The 17,496-nt window shown below is 39.1% G+C and carries 13 protein-coding genes; 9 read left to right on the top strand and 4 right to left on the bottom strand.

Going from position 1 to position 17,496, the window contains the following annotated elements; all coding sequences use genetic code 11:
• Positions 1 to 50: 50 nt before the first annotated feature.
• The 7 genes from fbaA (at position 51) to MQE36_RS09405 (ending at position 9,413) form a co-directional block, all read left to right on the top strand.
• Positions 51 to 1,118 carry a class II fructose-bisphosphate aldolase gene (gene fbaA / locus MQE36_RS09440; RefSeq protein ID WP_242935732.1) on the top strand — a complete coding sequence of 356 codons (1,068 nt, stop codon included), beginning with the start codon at positions 51 to 53 and terminating at the stop codon, positions 1,116 to 1,118.
• Positions 1,119 to 1,197: 79 nt separating this feature from the next.
• Complete coding sequence (gene accD, locus MQE36_RS09435; protein WP_242935731.1) at positions 1,198 to 2,055, top strand: acetyl-CoA carboxylase, carboxyltransferase subunit beta; 858 nt, start codon at positions 1,198 to 1,200, stop codon at positions 2,053 to 2,055.
• Between the two features lie 214 nt (positions 2,056 to 2,269).
• Positions 2,270 to 2,539 carry a 30S ribosomal protein S15 gene (gene rpsO / locus MQE36_RS09430; protein ID WP_242935730.1) on the top strand — a complete coding sequence of 90 codons (270 nt, stop codon included), beginning with the start codon at positions 2,270 to 2,272 and terminating at the stop codon, positions 2,537 to 2,539.
• A 180-nt stretch (positions 2,540 to 2,719) separates the two neighbouring features.
• Positions 2,720 to 4,867: a polyribonucleotide nucleotidyltransferase gene (locus MQE36_RS09425; RefSeq protein WP_242935729.1), complete on the top strand. Its 2,148-nt coding sequence runs from the start codon at positions 2,720 to 2,722 to the stop codon at positions 4,865 to 4,867.
• Positions 4,868 to 5,019: 152 nt separating this feature from the next.
• Positions 5,020 to 7,368, top strand: a complete 2,349-nt coding sequence (locus MQE36_RS16985) for a TonB-dependent receptor (protein WP_278286558.1) — start codon at positions 5,020 to 5,022, stop codon at positions 7,366 to 7,368.
• A gap of 45 nt (positions 7,369 to 7,413) precedes the next feature.
• The gene (locus MQE36_RS09410; RefSeq protein WP_242935728.1) at positions 7,414 to 8,457 is read left to right on the top strand and encodes a PepSY-associated TM helix domain-containing protein; all 1,044 of its coding nucleotides are present in this window, start codon (positions 7,414 to 7,416) and stop codon (positions 8,455 to 8,457) included.
• 92 nt (positions 8,458 to 8,549) lie between these two features.
• Positions 8,550 to 9,413 carry a sigma-70 family RNA polymerase sigma factor gene (locus MQE36_RS09405; RefSeq protein WP_038266105.1) on the top strand — a complete coding sequence of 288 codons (864 nt, stop codon included), beginning with the start codon at positions 8,550 to 8,552 and terminating at the stop codon, positions 9,411 to 9,413.
• A gap of 499 nt (positions 9,414 to 9,912) precedes the next feature.
• On the opposite strand, the gene MQE36_RS16980 is transcribed toward MQE36_RS09405, so the two are convergent.
• Positions 9,913 to 10,038 carry a hypothetical protein gene (locus MQE36_RS16980; protein ID WP_278286557.1) on the bottom strand — a complete coding sequence of 42 codons (126 nt, stop codon included), beginning with the start codon at positions 10,036 to 10,038 and terminating at the stop codon, positions 9,913 to 9,915.
• 202 nt (positions 10,039 to 10,240) lie between these two features.
• On the opposite strand from MQE36_RS16980, the gene rpe reads away from it, so the two are divergent.
• On the top strand, positions 10,241 to 10,903 hold the full coding sequence (gene rpe, locus MQE36_RS09400; RefSeq protein ID WP_242935727.1) for a ribulose-phosphate 3-epimerase: 663 nt from the start codon (positions 10,241 to 10,243) through the stop codon (positions 10,901 to 10,903).
• Positions 10,900 to 11,877 (top strand): YpdA family putative bacillithiol disulfide reductase, encoded by a 978-nt coding sequence (locus MQE36_RS09395; protein ID WP_242935726.1) that lies wholly within the window; start codon positions 10,900 to 10,902, stop codon positions 11,875 to 11,877. The genes rpe and MQE36_RS09395 overlap by 4 nt, the downstream gene beginning before the upstream one ends.
• A gap of 19 nt (positions 11,878 to 11,896) precedes the next feature.
• On the opposite strand, the gene MQE36_RS09390 is transcribed toward MQE36_RS09395, so the two are convergent.
• The 3 genes from MQE36_RS09390 to MQE36_RS09380 form a co-directional block, all read right to left on the bottom strand.
• Complete coding sequence (locus MQE36_RS09390) at positions 11,897 to 12,325, bottom strand: CBS domain-containing protein (RefSeq protein ID WP_242935725.1); 429 nt, start codon at positions 12,323 to 12,325, stop codon at positions 11,897 to 11,899.
• A 167-nt stretch (positions 12,326 to 12,492) separates the two neighbouring features.
• Entirely contained in the window at positions 12,493 to 15,915 is a 3,423-nt protein-coding gene (locus MQE36_RS09385; protein ID WP_242935724.1) for a glycoside hydrolase family 2 TIM barrel-domain containing protein, read from the bottom strand.
• Positions 15,878 to 17,470: a beta-N-acetylhexosaminidase gene (locus tag MQE36_RS09380; RefSeq protein ID WP_242935723.1), complete on the bottom strand. Its 1,593-nt coding sequence runs from the start codon at positions 17,468 to 17,470 to the stop codon at positions 15,878 to 15,880. The genes MQE36_RS09385 and MQE36_RS09380 overlap by 38 nt, the downstream gene beginning before the upstream one ends.
• Positions 17,471 to 17,496 lie beyond the last annotated feature (26 nt).

Here is a 17,496-nt window from a genome sequence, read left to right as displayed (position 1 = left end):
TATTACTTTTGCCTTTCAACACAAAACGAAATAATAAATCATTTTAAATTATGAGTCACAACATCAAACCGGGTGTAGCAACAGGAGACGAAGTACAAGAGATTTTTAACTATGCCAAAGAAAAAGGGTTTGCCCTGCCCGCAGTGAATGTGATTGGCACTGATACCATAAATGCTGTCTTGGAAACGGCTGCAACTATCAACTCGCCCGTTATTATCCAGTTTTCGAACGGCGGTGCTCAGTTCAATGCCGGAAAAGGCCTGTCAAACGAAGATCAGAAATCAGCTGTTGCCGGTGCCGTTGCCGGTGCAAAACATGTACATGAATTGGCTGAATTATACGGAGCAACTGTAATTCTTCATACAGACCACTGTGCTAAAAAACTGTTACCGTGGATTGACGGTATGCTGGAGGCCAGTGAAAAACATTTTGAAGAAACCGGAAAACCTCTGTTCAGCTCGCATATGATCGATTTATCTGAAGAACCTATTGAAGAGAATATCGAGGTTTGCAAAGCATATCTGGCACGTATGAGCAAAATGGGAATGACCCTTGAAATAGAGCTTGGAATTACCGGTGGTGAAGAAGATGGTGTGAACAATTCTGATGTTGATGAGTCCAGACTATATACACAGCCCGAAGAAGTGGCATACGCTTATGAAGAGTTAATGAAAGTTAGCCCTCGCTTTACGATTGCAGCTGCTTTTGGTAATGTACACGGAGTTTACAAGCCCGGAAACGTAAAACTTAAACCGACTATCTTAAAGGATTCTCAAGAATATATTTCTAAAAAATACGGAGTCCCTCATAATACTATAGACTATGTATTCCATGGAGGTTCCGGGTCTTCGTTAGAAGAGATCAGGGAATCTATCGGGTATGGTGTCGTTAAAATGAATATCGATACAGATTTACAGTATGCATTTTTAGAAGGCGTTAGAGATTACATTCAAAATAAATCTGCATATTTGCAGGCTCAGATCGGTAATCCGGAAGGGGATGATGCTCCAAACAAAAAGCATTACGATCCAAGAGTGTGGTTACGTGAAGGTGAGAAGACCTTTATCACTAGATTAAAGAAGGCATTCGAAGACCTTAATAACGTGAACACGTTATAACAAAAAACACATTGTTAACAGCCTCGACAGTATTACTGGCTGAAGGCTGTTAACTTACTAAATACTAAAACAGACACTAATGGCTTGGTTTAAAAGAAAAGAAAAAGGTATTCAAACCAAAACCGAAGAAAAAAAAGACACGCCTAAAGGATTATGGTACAAGTCCCCAACCGGAAAGATCGTTGAAGCGGAGGAGCTTGCCAATAACTTTTATGTAAGTCCGGAAGATGACTACCATGTTAGAATTGGAAGTAATGAATATTTTTCGATTCTTTTTGATGACAACAAATACAAAGAGCTCGATCCGAACCTGACTTCTAAGGATCCTCTTAAATTCGAGGACACAAAAAAGTATACAGATCGCTTAAAACAAGCTCAGGAAAAAACCGGATTAAAAGATGCCGTCAGAACTGCGGTTGGAAAATCAAAAGGGGAAAAACTTGTTATCGCCTGTATGGATTTTGCTTTTATCGGTGGTTCGATGGGTAGTGTTGTCGGAGAAAAGATTGCCAGAGCTATAGATTATTCATTAAAGAACAAAATCCCTTTTATGATGATCTCCAAATCTGGCGGTGCCCGTATGATGGAAGCTGCCCTTTCACTGATGCAGCTTGCTAAAACATCGGCTAAACTGGCACAATTGGCAGAAGCTAAAATACCTTATATTTCACTTTGTACAGATCCAACCACAGGAGGTACCACAGCATCTTACGCCATGCTGGGTGATATCAACATCGCCGAACCCGGTGCACTGATAGGATTTGCGGGACCCAGGGTTGTTAAAGAAGCTACCGGCAAGGACCTTCCGGACGGCTTTCAAACTGCTGAATTTGTTTTAGAACACGGATTTCTGGACTTTATAGTTCATCGTAGAGATTTAAAAGACAGGGTTAACTTGTACATCGATCTGGTTACAAATCAACCTTACAGAGCATAAACAAGTCCCGCTAAGCGGGGCTTTTTTTTATGCTCCCCTGCCTGTCGCATATACAATCGTACAATCAACTGACACACAAGCGCATACTCCCGACACCCTTACTTATCATTTAATTCTTTAAAAGAAGTCAGTTTAGCAAAAATATTTCTATATTTGCGGCCTGTAACAGAAAGTCTGTTATGGGATACATAAAAATCATTTAAATAATATTGGAATGTATTTAACTAAAGAAGTAAAAGCAGAGATCTTTAAAAAGCACGGTGGTGCTGAAACCAACACAGGTTCTACTGAAGGACAAATCGCATTGTTCACACATAGAATCAGTCATTTAACTGAACACCTCAAGAAAAATCGTAAAGATTTTAACACAGAGCGTTCTCTTGTTAAATTAGTAGGTAAAAGAAGAAGTTTACTAGACTATTTAAAAAATAAAGATATCGAAAGATATCGTTCGATAGTTAAGGAACTAGGATTAAGAAAGTAAATTTAAAGAGGCTACGTGCCTCTTTTTTTTATTACCTTCATCGTAATTTTATTTGCATCAACTGCTTAATTCTTATATTGTAAGAATTTTAAAAAAGCTGGAATTATTAGTTTTTCATTGGGGAACAAGACAACAACTACAACAACACAACGCCCTATGTTTAATTAATTAAAATATTTTATGATCCCTGAAGTAAAAAAAGAGATTATTGATTTAGGGGATGGGAGATCCATTTCCATTGAAACAGGAAAATTAGCCAAGCAGGCTGATGGTTCTGTAGTAGTCAGAATGGGTGGTGCTATGTTGCTTGCAACAGTAGTTTCTGCACGCACTTCTAATCCTGATATTGATTTTCTGCCGTTAACTGTAGATTACCGGGAGAAATTTGCAGCAGCAGGTAGATTTCCAGGTGGTTTCCTAAAAAGAGAAGCCCGCCCGAGTGATCAGGAAATTCTAACAATGCGTTTGGTAGACCGGGTTCTTCGACCTTTATTCCCAAAGGATTACCATGCAGAAACACAGGTAATGATCCAATTAATGTCGCATGACGAAAATGTGATGCCCGATGCTTTAGCCGGTTTGGCTGCCTCTGCCTGTATCGCTTTATCCGACATTCCTTTTGACGGTCCGATCTCTGAGGTCAGAGTAGGTAGGTTAAACGGTGAATTTGTGATCAACCCTAGCAAAGAAGACCTTCAGGAATGCGACATAGACATTATGGTAGGTGCTACCATAGACTCTGTTGCCATGGTGGAAGGTGAAATGGATGAAGTTTCTGAAAAAGAAATGGCGGAAGCCATTAAATTTGCCCATGAAGCTATTAAAGTTCAGATTGAAGCGCAAAACCGTTTAGCAGAAAAAGCCGGCGTTAAAGAAATCAGAGAATATGAGCCTGAGAAGGAAAATGAAGAAATGGCTCAGAAGATATACAACTTCGCATACGACAAATGTTATACTATAGCAAAGAACGATACTTCTAAAAGCGAAAGAGGAGAGCAGTTTGCTGAAGTAAAAGAAGCATGTGAAGGTCTTTTTACAGAAGAAGAACTAGAAGAAAACGGAGACCTGATCGGAAAGTATTTCGGCAAAGCCCAGAAAGAAGCTGTCAGAAACCTGATCCTTGATGAAAACATACGTCTGGATGGCAGAAAGTCTACCGACATCCGTCCTATCTGGTGCGAAACCGATTATTTACCATCTACTCACGGATCATCGGTCTTTACAAGGGGTGAAACCCAAGCGCTTGCCACAGTTACTTTAGGAACATCAAGAGAAGTTAATGTAATCGATCTTCCCACTGAACAAGGCGAAGAAAAATTCTATCTGCATTATAACTTCCCTCCTTTCTCTACAGGTGAAGCAAGACCGATCAGAGGAACATCAAGACGTGAAGTTGGACACGGAAACCTTGCTCAAAGAGCCTTAAAGAAAGTACTTCCTGCCGACTTCCCGTATACGATAAGAGTTGTATCGGAAGTATTAGAATCAAACGGTTCATCATCAATGGCAACCGTCTGTGCCGGTACTATGGCGCTCATGGATGCAGGGGTTCCTCTCAAGAATCCTGTTTCAGGTATTGCCATGGGACTCATTACAGATGGTGAAAAATTTGCTGTACTGTCAGATATCCTAGGAGATGAAGATCACCTGGGCGATATGGACTTTAAAGTAACGGGTACAGAAAATGGGATTACCGCCTGCCAGATGGATATCAAAATAAAAGGACTAAGCTACGAAATCCTTGAGCAAGCATTAGAGCAAGCAAAAGACGGACGTATGCACATCCTGGGTAAACTAACTGATACCATCCCTACACATGCAGCACATGTGAAACCACATGCACCGAAAATCATAAAACTGGAAATTCCTAAAGAATTTATCGGAGCCGTTATAGGACCTGGAGGGAAAAACATTCAGGCGCTTCAACAGGAAACCAAAACCGAAATTGTAATCGAAGAAGTTGGCGACTTGGGTATTGTAGAGATTCTAGGTGTTGATCAGGAGGGTATCGACAAAGCTATCCAATCTGTACAGAATGTAACTTTCGCCCCTGTGGAAGGTGAAACCTATAACGTAAAAGTTACGAAAATCCTTGATTTTGGTGCTGTTGTGGAATTCGTTCCCGGAAAAGATTCATTACTGCACATTTCAGAACTAGACTGGAAACGTGTTGAAAAAGTTACTGAATATGTAAATCTTGGAGATGAGATTGAAGTTAAGTATCTTGGCTTGGATCCCCGAACTAAAAAACCTAAAGTATCGAGAAAGGCTTTGTTACCAAGGCCTCCAAGACAGGATAAAAAGAAACCACAAGAAGAAAACAAATAAACAATTATAGCCCCGGAAATTTCCGGGGCTTTTTTTATACTTCATTTTTCTTAACAAAGGACATAAATTATTTTCACTACCACTTGCTCATTATTTAGAACAATTCTATTTTTGCAGACCTATTTTTAATAAATCTAAATAAAACATCTGTAATGAGTAAAAAACTCACTTTAGCAGTATTAGGACTATTATTCTCAGCTTCTATTATTGCCCAGAATAAAATAACCGGAAAAGTAACCGACATATCCCAAAACCCGATCCCATACGCCAATGTATACTTAAAAGGAACAAATATCGGTACAGTTTCAAAACAGGACGGATCATTTGAATTGAATGATATCAGCTCAGGTTCTTATCGGCTTATCGTTTCATCAGTTGGGTTCATCACTAAGGAAGATTCCATTAAACTAACAGATGTAGACATCCACATTCCTGTAATACTCAATGAAAACACAGAAAGTTTAGGTGAGATCATCGTAACCGCCAACCGTTCCAGGGAAACTATCGATGAAGTGCCTTCATCAGTATCTGTGATCACCTCGGCAACATTAAAAGAACTTACGCAAACAAGCAACACTATTTCTGATGTATTGGTTCATGTTCCCGGGATTGCCTTCAGTACAAACAAAACAAGCAATACAGGGCAGACTTTAAGGGGGCGAAATATGTTAATCATGGTTGATGGGATTCCCCAATCTACTCCTCTCAGAAACGGAGGTCGCGATATTAACACTATAGATCCCAATGTAATCGAACGTGTAGAAATTATAAAAGGTGCCACTGCCATTTATGGGAATGGCGCAGATGGAGGTATCGTAAACTACATCACTAAGAAAGCAAAAAAAGGAAAGAGCTTTGAAAGTTCGACGACCTTTAACACGGAAGGCTCATTAGTAGATATCAATGAAAGTATAGGGACTTCAATATCACAACAGTTCTCAGGAAATACCAACAAAATCAGTTATGTTGCCAGCGGTAATTTTAAACAAACCGGGGTATACAGAGATGCCGACGGTGAAGTGCTATCTCCAAGATACGGATTAGGCGAAACCAACATCTATAATGTTTTCGGAAAATTACAATACAATTTCAACGAACGCAATATCATTGAAGGTATGTACAACTACTACAGCAGTAACCAGAACACCAATTACGTTACCCAGGGAGGTGAATACGGTGTATCTCCTACGATCGGTGTAATCGGGGAAGTTCTGGGTGTGGATCAGGGTAACAGATATAATCATAACGCTCAGTTAAAATATACATCTTTAGACTTTTTTATGAATACCGACCTTAATCTGGATGTCTATTTTCAAGACTTTAAAACCGTTTATGGCTACTCTGATTATTTTTATAATGATGACGAAGGATACGACGGCGGTCAGTCACAGGTAATCTCGTCAAAGCTGGGCGCCAGGTTAAACCTGAACACTGCTTATACTTTGGGAGAAAACATACAGGGAAGTTTAATCTATGGTCTCGATGCCCTGAGTGACAAAACAGCTCAAAACCTGGTTGACGGTCGTTCGTGGGTTCCTGAGATGAGCATGCGCAACTTCGCCCCGTACATTCAGCTCAAAGCAATTATTGCAGGTAACTTCATTTTAAAAGGAGGTTTCAGGTATGAAAACATCAATATAGACATTGATGACTACCAGACTATTTTCATCTATCCTTATGGAGGCGATACCCCAAATGGAGGGGTAAATGTATCCGGAGGCAAATTAAAGTATAATGCACCAACATTCAATGTTGGTTTACGATACAATGAATTTGCTGAATTCAAGCCTTTTGTCAGCTTTTCTCAAAGCTTCTCGATTGCCGATTTAGGAAGGACGCTCCGTTCAGCCCAGGAAAACACCGTTTCTCAAATAGACTCAGAAGCCGTGATTGCAAACAATTACGAACTTGGATTCCACAGTGATTTTAACAGGGTGAAATTTAGTGGTGCTGTTTTTGTGAGCACTTCCGATTTAGGATCTAGTTATAAAGAAGTCGATGGTGTTTTCCAGATCCTTCGCCAACCTGAAAAAGTTTATGGCTTCGAGTTCGTTTATGACATTGATCTTGCTAAAAATTTATATACGGGAGGATCTTTTTCATATACCGAAGGGAAGTTTGATGCTGATGACAATGGTTCGTACGACGATTATATTAACGGAGACCGTATTCCTCCGGTAAAGACTACAGCCTACTTACAGTACAAAAAAAACAATGTTTGGGACGCAAGGCTTTCTGCAATCTTTAACGGCTCCAGAAACAGGTTCGATGCCAACGATCAGGGAGGCTATGCCTATGGACAGGGTCCTGTAAAAAGCTTTAACCTCTTAAATTTCAATGCTAATTATCACTTAACACCTAGCACGACTATCGGACTGGGCATTGAAAACTTATTGAACGAAGATTACTACACTCCATTATCACAATGGTCTGCACGATCGACGGATTATGCGAAAGGGAACGGAACAAGGTTTAACTTAAGCCTGAACTTTACTTTATAATACTATTTTTGCAGCGCGATAATTTATTTATCGCGCTTTTTTTATATGAAAAATAAAAAACTACTTAAATGGCACTCCTGGCTTGGGCTTATTTCAGGACTCTTCATACTGATGATGGGAATCACCGGAAGTATCCTGGTATTTCATAAAGAGATAGACACCGCTATTGAAAGAGATTTTTTATTTGTTGAAAACCCATCAGCTGAAATAAATATTGATGCAGCTCTTCGCAATATTTTACAGGAATATCCTGAATGGGATACAAGAATTACGAGTTTTAATAAGATCGATGAGGCCATCGTTTTTGACCTGCGAAAGGACAACAATACAAAAAGATTAAAAGTTTTTGCACATCCCGGAAACGGAACTATCCTGAAAACGATTAATGCGAACACGCATTTTACCAGATGGCTTTTAAAACTTCATTATTCACTCCACGCAGGAACACCTGGTAAGATCATCATTTTTATAATCGGCATATTGTTTATCGGTTCATTGATAACCGGCACTATCCTGTACCGTAAACAGCTTATAAATGTACTCTGCTTTAGGGTGAGGTTCAAAAAGAAGAACAGGCGCAGCATCTACTCTTCTATTCACCGTATTGTCGGAGTCTGGGCACTGGTTCTTAATTTTGTTTTGGCAATTACAGGAACCATTATAAGCTACACAATAGCAACAAATGCGTTTAAAACCCCAAAAGATATCAACACACCGAACCATATACCTGTTTCAATCGATCGTACACTTCAACAGTTAAAGACATCTCATGCTGACTTTTATCCCAGCTATATCAGGGTTCCGACCTCTTTTGATGCTCCCATGAAATTTTACGGTGTTTTTAAGGACGATGCAGTTATATGGAGTAAATATTATAACAATATCCGAATCGATCGAATTTCCGGAAAGGTAAATAGCGTTACAAAGATAAAAGACCAGTCGCTTTTATATAAACTCAACAGTATGCTACACCCGCTTCATTTTGGTGATTACGGTGGGTTACTGTCTAAACTTCTGTATTGCCTCATTGGATTTTCGGGCCCAACACTCTCAATAACAGGGTTTTTACTGTTTAAAAGAAGAAAATAAAAAAATTCTCTCTTTTGTGTAACCTTTTGCCCTTTTTGTACGTATAACCATCTACACGCTATTTATATATAATAAACTCGGGAGTAAAATAGATGAGACAACTGAAAATTACGAAGCAGGTAACTAACAGAGAAACTGCTTCATTAGACAAGTATCTTCAGGAAATAGGGAAGGTTGACTTAATTACCGCAGAAGAAGAAGTAGAATTAGCACAACGTATTAAAGCAGGAGACCAAAGAGCTTTAGAGAAACTTACAAAAGCAAACTTGCGATTTGTTGTTTCAGTGGCAAAGCAATATCAAAATCAGGGATTAACATTACCCGATTTGATCAATGAAGGAAATCTAGGTCTTATTAAAGCTGCTCAGCGCTTTGACGAAACTCGTGGTTTTAAGTTCATCTCGTATGCAGTATGGTGGATCAGGCAATCTATTTTACAGGCATTGGCAGAGCAATCGAGAATTGTCAGATTGCCATTAAATAAAATTGGATCTATTAACAAGATCAATAAAACCTATGCATTCTTAGAGCAAGCACATGAGCGTATGCCAAGTGCAGAAGAGATTGCAAAGGAACTCGATATGTCTGTTAATGATGTAAAGGAATCTATGAAAAACTCCGGTCGCCATGTATCGATGGATGCACCATTGGTAGAAGGTGAAGATTCTAACCTGTATGATGTACTTCGTAGTGGTGAATCGCCAAATCCGGACAAAGACCTTTTACACGAATCTCTTCGCACTGAGATTGAACGTGCATTGGAAACGCTGACACCGCGTGAGGCTGACGTTATCAGACTATACTTTGGTTTAGGTGATCAGCACCCCATGACTCTGGAAGAAATTGGAGAAACCTTTGACCTGACCCGTGAACGGGTTCGTCAGATTAAAGAAAAGGCTATCAGGAGGTTAAAACACACATCCAGAAGTAAGATTCTTAAAACCTATCTGGGATAAAGTATTAAATGGTGATTTTATTTTAAATTCACTATTTTTGTGACACAACAGTTCCGACATAACGGGATAACTGTTCGTTTTTTGATTGATGAATGAACTCCGGCTGATTACCGGAGTTTTTTATATCCATATGTCATCTCATAATTACCTCTTTCACCTCTGTACATTAAAGAGTAAACTACCTCGGTGCAAGCACACGAGGCATTGGTCGGAAACAAATTTTAATTTCGAGGCAAGCCTCGGGGTATTATACCCTTTGGCGGTGCCAATAAATTATACTGTTTTTTATCATTACACTATTGCTAATACTCTATCTATGCTTTATCCATACTTAAACCATACCGAAACTACCTGTGAAACCAGTAAACTTTTTGCTTGTAATATTATCTAATTATAGTAAAATGAACTAAAATGGTTTAATTTATACAATAATACCAACGACGGCAGAATGATACAAAACCGGCCAAAACTGTAGCTGTATTCTATATTCAATTTTCGATTAAATCCCTTTTTGGGTATTATCGGTCATATCCGGACGAATGGACACTAAAGTCACAATTACGGTTTCATGCATTACCCTAGCCTTTGGTATGGCTTTGGTATGGCTTTGGTATGCTTCATCCATACTTAAACCATGTTGATGACCCGTCCTAAAATAACTATACAGGTTATTGAACATTACTGAAATGAAAATATATTTCATCTCAACCAATGCCCGAGGAGACAACACTATTTTCGTTTAAAAACGTATAATCAATATTTTGAACTTTATTTTATATCGAACTCATGTTAAATAATTATTTTTGCAGCATCATAAACAACACACAATGAACAATAAATTAGTAGCCCCTTCATTATTGGCCGCAGATTTTGCGAACCTTCAAAGAGATATCGAAATGGTTAATCAGAGTGATGCGGATTGGTTTCATATAGATATCATGGACGGTGTTTTTGTACCCAACATATCATTTGGTATGCCGGTACTGGACGCAATCAACAAACACGCTAAAAAACCATTGGATGTACATTTAATGATTGTAGATCCTGACAGGTACATTAAAGCATTTGCCGATCTCGGAACAGCTAACCTTTCTGTACATTTTGAAGCATGCACACATTTACACAGGACACTTCAGGCCATAAAAGCCGAAGGTATGAAAGCTGGTGTCGCTTTGAATCCTCATACAAATGTATCTGTTTTAGCTGATGTTATCCAGGATATCGACCTGGTTATTATCATGAGTGTAAACCCCGGGTTCGGAGGACAGAAATTTATTAAAAACACCTATAACAAAGTAAAACAGCTTAAGGAACTTATAACATCTAAAGGTGCTTCTACCCTTATCGAGATAGATGGCGGGGTTAATGCCAACAATGCAAAAGACCTTATTGATGCCGGTGCTGATGTTTTAGTTGCAGGAAATTTTGTATTCAGCAGTGAAGATCAGATAAAGACCATTAAAGAATTAAAGGAAGTTATTTCTTTATGAAACATTTAGACCTCATCGTTATTGGCGGTGGTCCTATTGGGATAGCTTGTGCTTTAGAAGCTAAAAAAAAGGGTCTTTCCTATTTAATTATAGAAAAAGGCCCTATCGTTAATTCGCTATTTAACTACCCGATCAATATGCAGTTTTTCTCTTCTTCCGAAAAGCTTGAAATTGGCGGGGTACCTTTTATCAGTAAAGAGACTAAACCCAAAAGAGATGAGGCATTAGAATACTACAGAAGAATTGTAACCTCAAACGACCTAAACATTCATCTATTCGAGAAGGTCATCTCCGTTTTAAAAGAAGATAGCACATTTCATGTTTCAACAGATAAAACGGCCTATTCATCTGATTACATTATTGTAGCAACTGGATTCTACGACATCCCCAATCTTTTAGATATCCCCGGCGAAGACCTTGCCAAGGTATCTCATTATTACAAAGATCCGCATTTTTACGCCATGCAAAAGGTTGCCGTGATCGGTGCCAGTAATTCTGCAGTAGATGCTGCTTTGGAGTGTTACAGGAAAGGTGCAGACGTTACTATGATCATCAGGGGAGCTGAAATAGGAAAGCGGGTTAAATACTGGGTAAGGCCAGACATTGAAAACCGGATTACAGAAGGCAGCATTAAAGCATACTACAATGCAAAGGTTAAAGAGATAAGGCTTTCGGAGATTATCATTGACACGGACAAGGGGCCTGTCGCGATAGAGAACGACTATGTCATAGCTTTAACAGGTTACAAACCCAACTTTAAGTTCCTGGAAAAAATCGGCGTTCAATTATCAAAAGACGGAAAATACTACCCTCATTATGATGAGAGAACTATGGAAACCAACATAAGCAACCTCTATCTGGCTGGAGTTATTTGCGGAGGCATGGATACACACTTGTGGTTTATAGAAAACTCACGCATACATGCCCAAATGATTTTAGGTCATATTATGAGCAAGCAGCAATCGAAAGCCTGACGATTTAAATACAAGATTCCTATACGCCATATAACAGACCGTGATAGTATTTAATAAGGTCTGTTGTTGTGATAATACCTACCAGATCTTTATCCTCATTTACAACAGGCAGTGCGTGGAACTCCCTCTCTGAAAGAATTTCAGACACTTTCCTTATCGAAGTATCGGAAGATACGAATACCGGCTTCCCCATCATCACCTGCCTTACCGACAAAGTATCGTAAACAAAATTGTCTGCATCCAAATTGTCATCTATACTATCGGCATAACCAAGCCTCAATAAATCGGTATAGCTTAAGATCCCTACTAACTTTTTTCCTTTAATGACAGGCAGGTGCCTTATATGATATTTTTTAAAAAGCTCTTCGGCCTTATACAAACTATCATCCAGATTTAAATTTATCAAACTGGTTGTCATTATCTGTGATACCGGAATTTCTTTTTTCATCTGTATAAAATTTGTTTATGCTTAACTTTCAACCTCAACCTTTACCATTAAGGTTTATAAAGTTCTGTTTTATACAGGTATTTTACCATGATAAATATCATTCGTGGCCAACAAAAAAGGGAGAGCACCTAACATGCCCTCCCTTTAATATTCATACCACCTTTATTTTATTCGGCAGTATAATACCTTTTTGTCATTTCAAGTGTTTCTGAAACACCCTTCCCTTTAAACGGAACCATATAAAAAGAATATCTGTGCTTCTGATTTCCTTTTAGCTGGTATTTCTCCTGAGGTCGGGCACCCCAGCTATTGTCTCCGGCAACACCGCGTTGCTCGAGATCTATATTTAATTGTACCAGGTCTCTTTCTACGATATCTATGGTATGCTTACTGACATTCACTTCCGGCATACCGTCACTGTAGTTATCATCTTTAGTAGCATGTTTTTCAACCGCTTTTTTATCCTGTTTATACGATATTCCGGGAGTGGCATCAAAATCTTCATTCAACATATGCAATGCACTTATCCCCAAATCTTTCGCATTCTCTTTTGAAGATACAATTAAAAGTCCATTATTATCATTATCAGACAACCTTACCCATCGTACATCTGTTTTATATCCGTTCTCTTGCGGACGAATATAAGGTACGTACTGATCTTTCACTTCAGATTGATACACATCAACAAATGCAGAAGCTTTCCTATCCTGATAGTTCTCCCAGGGGCCTCTGCCGAAATAGGACATATTATCATATTTCTTTGGCAGTTGCATCCGCATACCTATTCTTGGAATATCGGCCTCATATGCAGTTGTATTCAACTCATTATCTATTTTCACGATTCCATTTCCCGATATAGAATACACAGATTCAAAAGTGGTTTCTACTCCCGGCAGGTAATATACAATCGCTACACTTACCGAGCCATCTTTATTTTTATTTGTTGCGAACGACTCTACTTTTGCTTCTATAGAAGCTCTTTTCCATTCAATATTTCTTTCCTGCATTCTGTTTCCGAAATCGTTATCAGTAGGAGCCCTCCAGAAATTAGGTCTAGGTCCATTACCATCCTTTATCAGCTCTGTACCTTCATAAGCATATGAAATCATATTCCCATTAACCTTATCAAACAAGATCTTGAAATTTTCTCCAGACAAGGCAAGTTCAGTTTTATTTTGGGCGATCTTAACAATCCCTTTGTTTTCGAGTTTCGCTCTGTTCCATTTAATCTTTCCGCCAAGGGCTATTTGCTCATGGGCAACTTCATACCCTGCTTTAAGTATACCCCAGTCATTTTTAAGCGTGGCAGACAATGTTACAAAATACTCCGTATTGGGCTCATATGTTACTCCACTTAATGGTACCCTGATCAGTTTTCCCGTATGAGGGTCAACATTTACAGCTCCCATCGGGATTGTTTTTAATATTTTACCGTCTGCTTTTATCTCAGCTGTAATATCAAATTGTTCCAGGTTGATAAAATCATAAAGATTCTCAACCAATACTCTTATTTCATCGGCTTTGTTTATTCCTTTTTGTTTAAAGTTAATAAACTCATGCGCTTTTTTAACTTCATATAGCGCAGGTTGCGGAGTTCTATCAGGGAAAATAATACCATTATTCAAGAAGCTGTTATCGGAAGGCATCCCTTCTCCATAGTCGCCTCCATAAGCGTAATACTTCTGTCCTTTTTCATTTGTTTTCCAGATAGACTGATCTACCCAATCCCAGATAAAGCCTCCTTGTAAATTATCGTGTTGCTCTATGATGTCCCAGTAATCCTGAAAGTTTCCGGTACTGTTCCCCATAGCATGCGCATATTCACTTGGAATGAACGGGCGATCGGTTTTAGATGTCCCTATGTACTCAAAAGTTCCCGGAGAAGGGTATTGTGGCACTATAATATCTGTATTGGTGTCCATATCAAAAAGATTTCCATCTTCCGGTTTATATGCTCTTTCGTATTGAACCGGTCTTTTCTGCGGATCATGTGCCTTTATTTCATTGTAGGCATTAAAGAAATTAATTCCATTACCTGCCTCGTTCCCCATAGACCAGATTATTACCGAAGGATGGTTTTTATCACGTTCAACCATACGGATCATCCGATCTATATGTGCTTTTTCCCATTCTGGTTTTTTTGCCAGAGAATGTTTGCCATAATACATACCATGCGATTCTATGTTGGCCTCATCGACCACATAAATCCCGTATTGGTCACATAGCTCATAAAACCTCTCAGATTGCGGATAGTGGCTCAATCGAACTGCATTGATATTGTTTTCCTTCCATAGACGGATGTCTTTCAATATCTGTTGTTCACTGACAACATGACCGGTTCTCGGATTATGTTCCTGTGTATTCACCCCTTTCAAAGTGATCGTTTGACCGTTTACCTTTAAAAGGCCGTTTTTAATTTCAACAGTTCTGAATCCAACATTATTTGATGTCACCTCTAATGTGCCCTCTTTCTTATCAGCCGTCGTAACAATAACCTTATAAAGATCAGGTGTTTCAGCTGTCCACGGCATTGCCTGGAGCACATACGCAGCAAAATTCATCGTAGTAGTTTCTCCTGCTTCCATCTTAAGTGGTTGTGTATCGTTAGCTACTAAAATCCCGAATTTATCAAGAATCTTATACGACACCTCCAACTTCTTTCGCTTCTCTGTATTATTAACAATATCTACCGAAAGGTCCAAGACACCATTCTTATATGTTTCGTCGAGTGTAGCCATCATTTCCACATCTTTGACACGGACTTTAGGCTGCGCATAGAGATACACACTTCGCTCTATCCCACTGATCCTCCAAAAATCCTGACATTCCAGATACGAACCATCGGTCCACCTGAATATCTGAATAGCGATGGTATTTTTACCCGGCTTCATATATTTTGATATATTGAACTCAGCCGGCAATTTACTACCTTGCGAATACCCGACATACGCACCGTTAATCCATATAAAACCTCCGGACTTCATGGCTCCTATGTGTAAAAAGACTTCTTTTTCTGTCCATGAAGCATCTATTGTAAATTCTCTTCTATACGATCCAACAGGATTATAATCGCCTGGTACTTTACCCGGATTAGCCGGGTATATCCTGTCGACAAATTCCATTTCATCCGAAACGGGAGCTTTGTAATCGGCAAATTCGTATTGATGATTCACATAAATGGGAACGCCAAATCCTTCTACCTCCCAATTCCCCGGCACCTGTATATCATCCCAGCCGGTAACATTCGTTTCAGGGTTAATAAAATCCTGCGGACGATCCGATGGTTTTCTCACCCATTTAAATTTCCACGTTCCGTCTAAAGAGATATAATTTTCGGATGTTCTCCAATTATTATCAAGTGCTTTTTCTTCGGTTGAGAACGAATAAAAAGTAGCACGGGGCGCTTCTTTGTTCTCGGAGATCACTTGCGGGTTCTCTATATAATGACTCAATTTCTTTGGAAGTTGCTGGGCATAAGCAAAATATCCGGCTATAAGCAAGCCTGCCAGGGTTGTCCCTTTCTTTTTTATCATAGCTTTATTCTCGTCGTTTTTATTTTTTAAAATCAGCTTTTCTATATTTTTCGGCATAAAGAATCCCTTTTTCTTTCCATGCCTTCAATATCGGATTCAGGTTGTCTATAAATACATCAAAATCCTTGCGTCCCTTTGCTGTCCACCCCACTTCTGCATACGCTGCTATGCGTGGAAAAATCATTCCATCCATATTCCTGACAGTCGGGATCCATTCACTCCACATCTGACACCCTAATCCCAGCACCTTATTGTGATACCTCTCGTCTAAACCTTCCGGAACAGGATCAAATTCATATGCTTTTTCTAAGGGGGTATATCCATAATTATAATCTAAATACGTATACACATGATAGGAATTTACGATATCATAACCACCGGTAACTGCATCTGTCACCATATCAAGGTTTCCTTTCCAAAAATGAATAACGGTATTCTCTGCCAGTTTTTCTTTAGCCACCACATCCTCAGCTTTTTGCCATTCATGCACGTTTCCTCCCAGAACTTCATTCCATCCCATCATACGATGGTTGTGTTTGTCTAAAAAGTTAGATATCCTGTTCGTAAAAAATATCTGGAGGTCTGTCGGGGTTTTAAGACTGTTTTTCTTCATAAAGCGCTGCACATAATCACTTTCTTTCCACGCATCGAACTTAACCTCATCACCTCCTATATGTACTGTTTTACCGGGAAACAAATTCATCACTTCCAACAGCACATCTTCCAGAAACTGATACACTTTAGGGTTGGCAACATTATATGAATCCGGAAGTTTCCCGAATACGACCGGAACCTCTTTTAATTCTCCTATGGTTCCTAACCAGGGATAGGCTGCAATAGCCGCTGAAGCATGACCGGGCATTTCGATTTCCGGAACAATGGTTATATTTCTATCCGAAGCATAAGCTATAATTTCCTTTATTTCTTCCTGGGTATAATATCCACCATGTGGTTCTCCGGATCTCTTTTCGCTATCCCAGCCTCCAATCTGGGTATTATTCCTAAAACCTCCAACTGCTGTCAGCTTCGGGTATTTCTTTATTTCGATCCTCCATCCCTGGTCATCTGTCAAGTGCCAATGAAATACGTTCATTTTTAGCATGGCCATTTCGTCAAGAATTTTCTTTACCTGCTCCTTTCCTTTAAAATATCTCGCTTCATCGAGCATAAATGCCCGCCACTCAAAACGAGGGCTATCGGTAATCCTCACCCCTGCAACAGTTTTATCTTTTCCGATAAGCTGCCTGAGCGTTTGGATGGCATAAAATACTCCTGTTGAAGCCGGAGCTGTAATTTCAATTTTATCATTGTCTACATCAAGCTTATATCCTTCGTTCCCCAGCTCTCCCGAAAGAGTTTTATCAATTTTCAGAATGATTCCTTTTTTTCCTTTTTCCTTTACCTGAAGATCCAACTGATGCTCTGCTCCCAAAATCCTTTTCAAATATCGTGTATTGAAATCATCCTCTGCAGAAATGATTTTAATCTTAGGAGACAGTTTAAAGTTACTGTTTGTCACAACAACATCCAGGGGTTGTGGTATCACCTTAAGGTGTTGAGCTTTTACATTTATAACGAAAAGGGCCAGAACGATCCCAAAAACTATTTTCATCTTTTTTCCTGAATTCATATTTTAAT

The sequence above is a fragment of the Zhouia spongiae genome (genome assembly GCF_022760175.1).
Classification (GTDB): Bacteria; Bacteroidota; Bacteroidia; order Flavobacteriales; family Flavobacteriaceae; genus Zhouia; species Zhouia spongiae.
The sequence above is the reverse complement of the archived record's forward strand: the minus strand, read 5'-3'. Positions and strand labels throughout refer to the sequence as shown.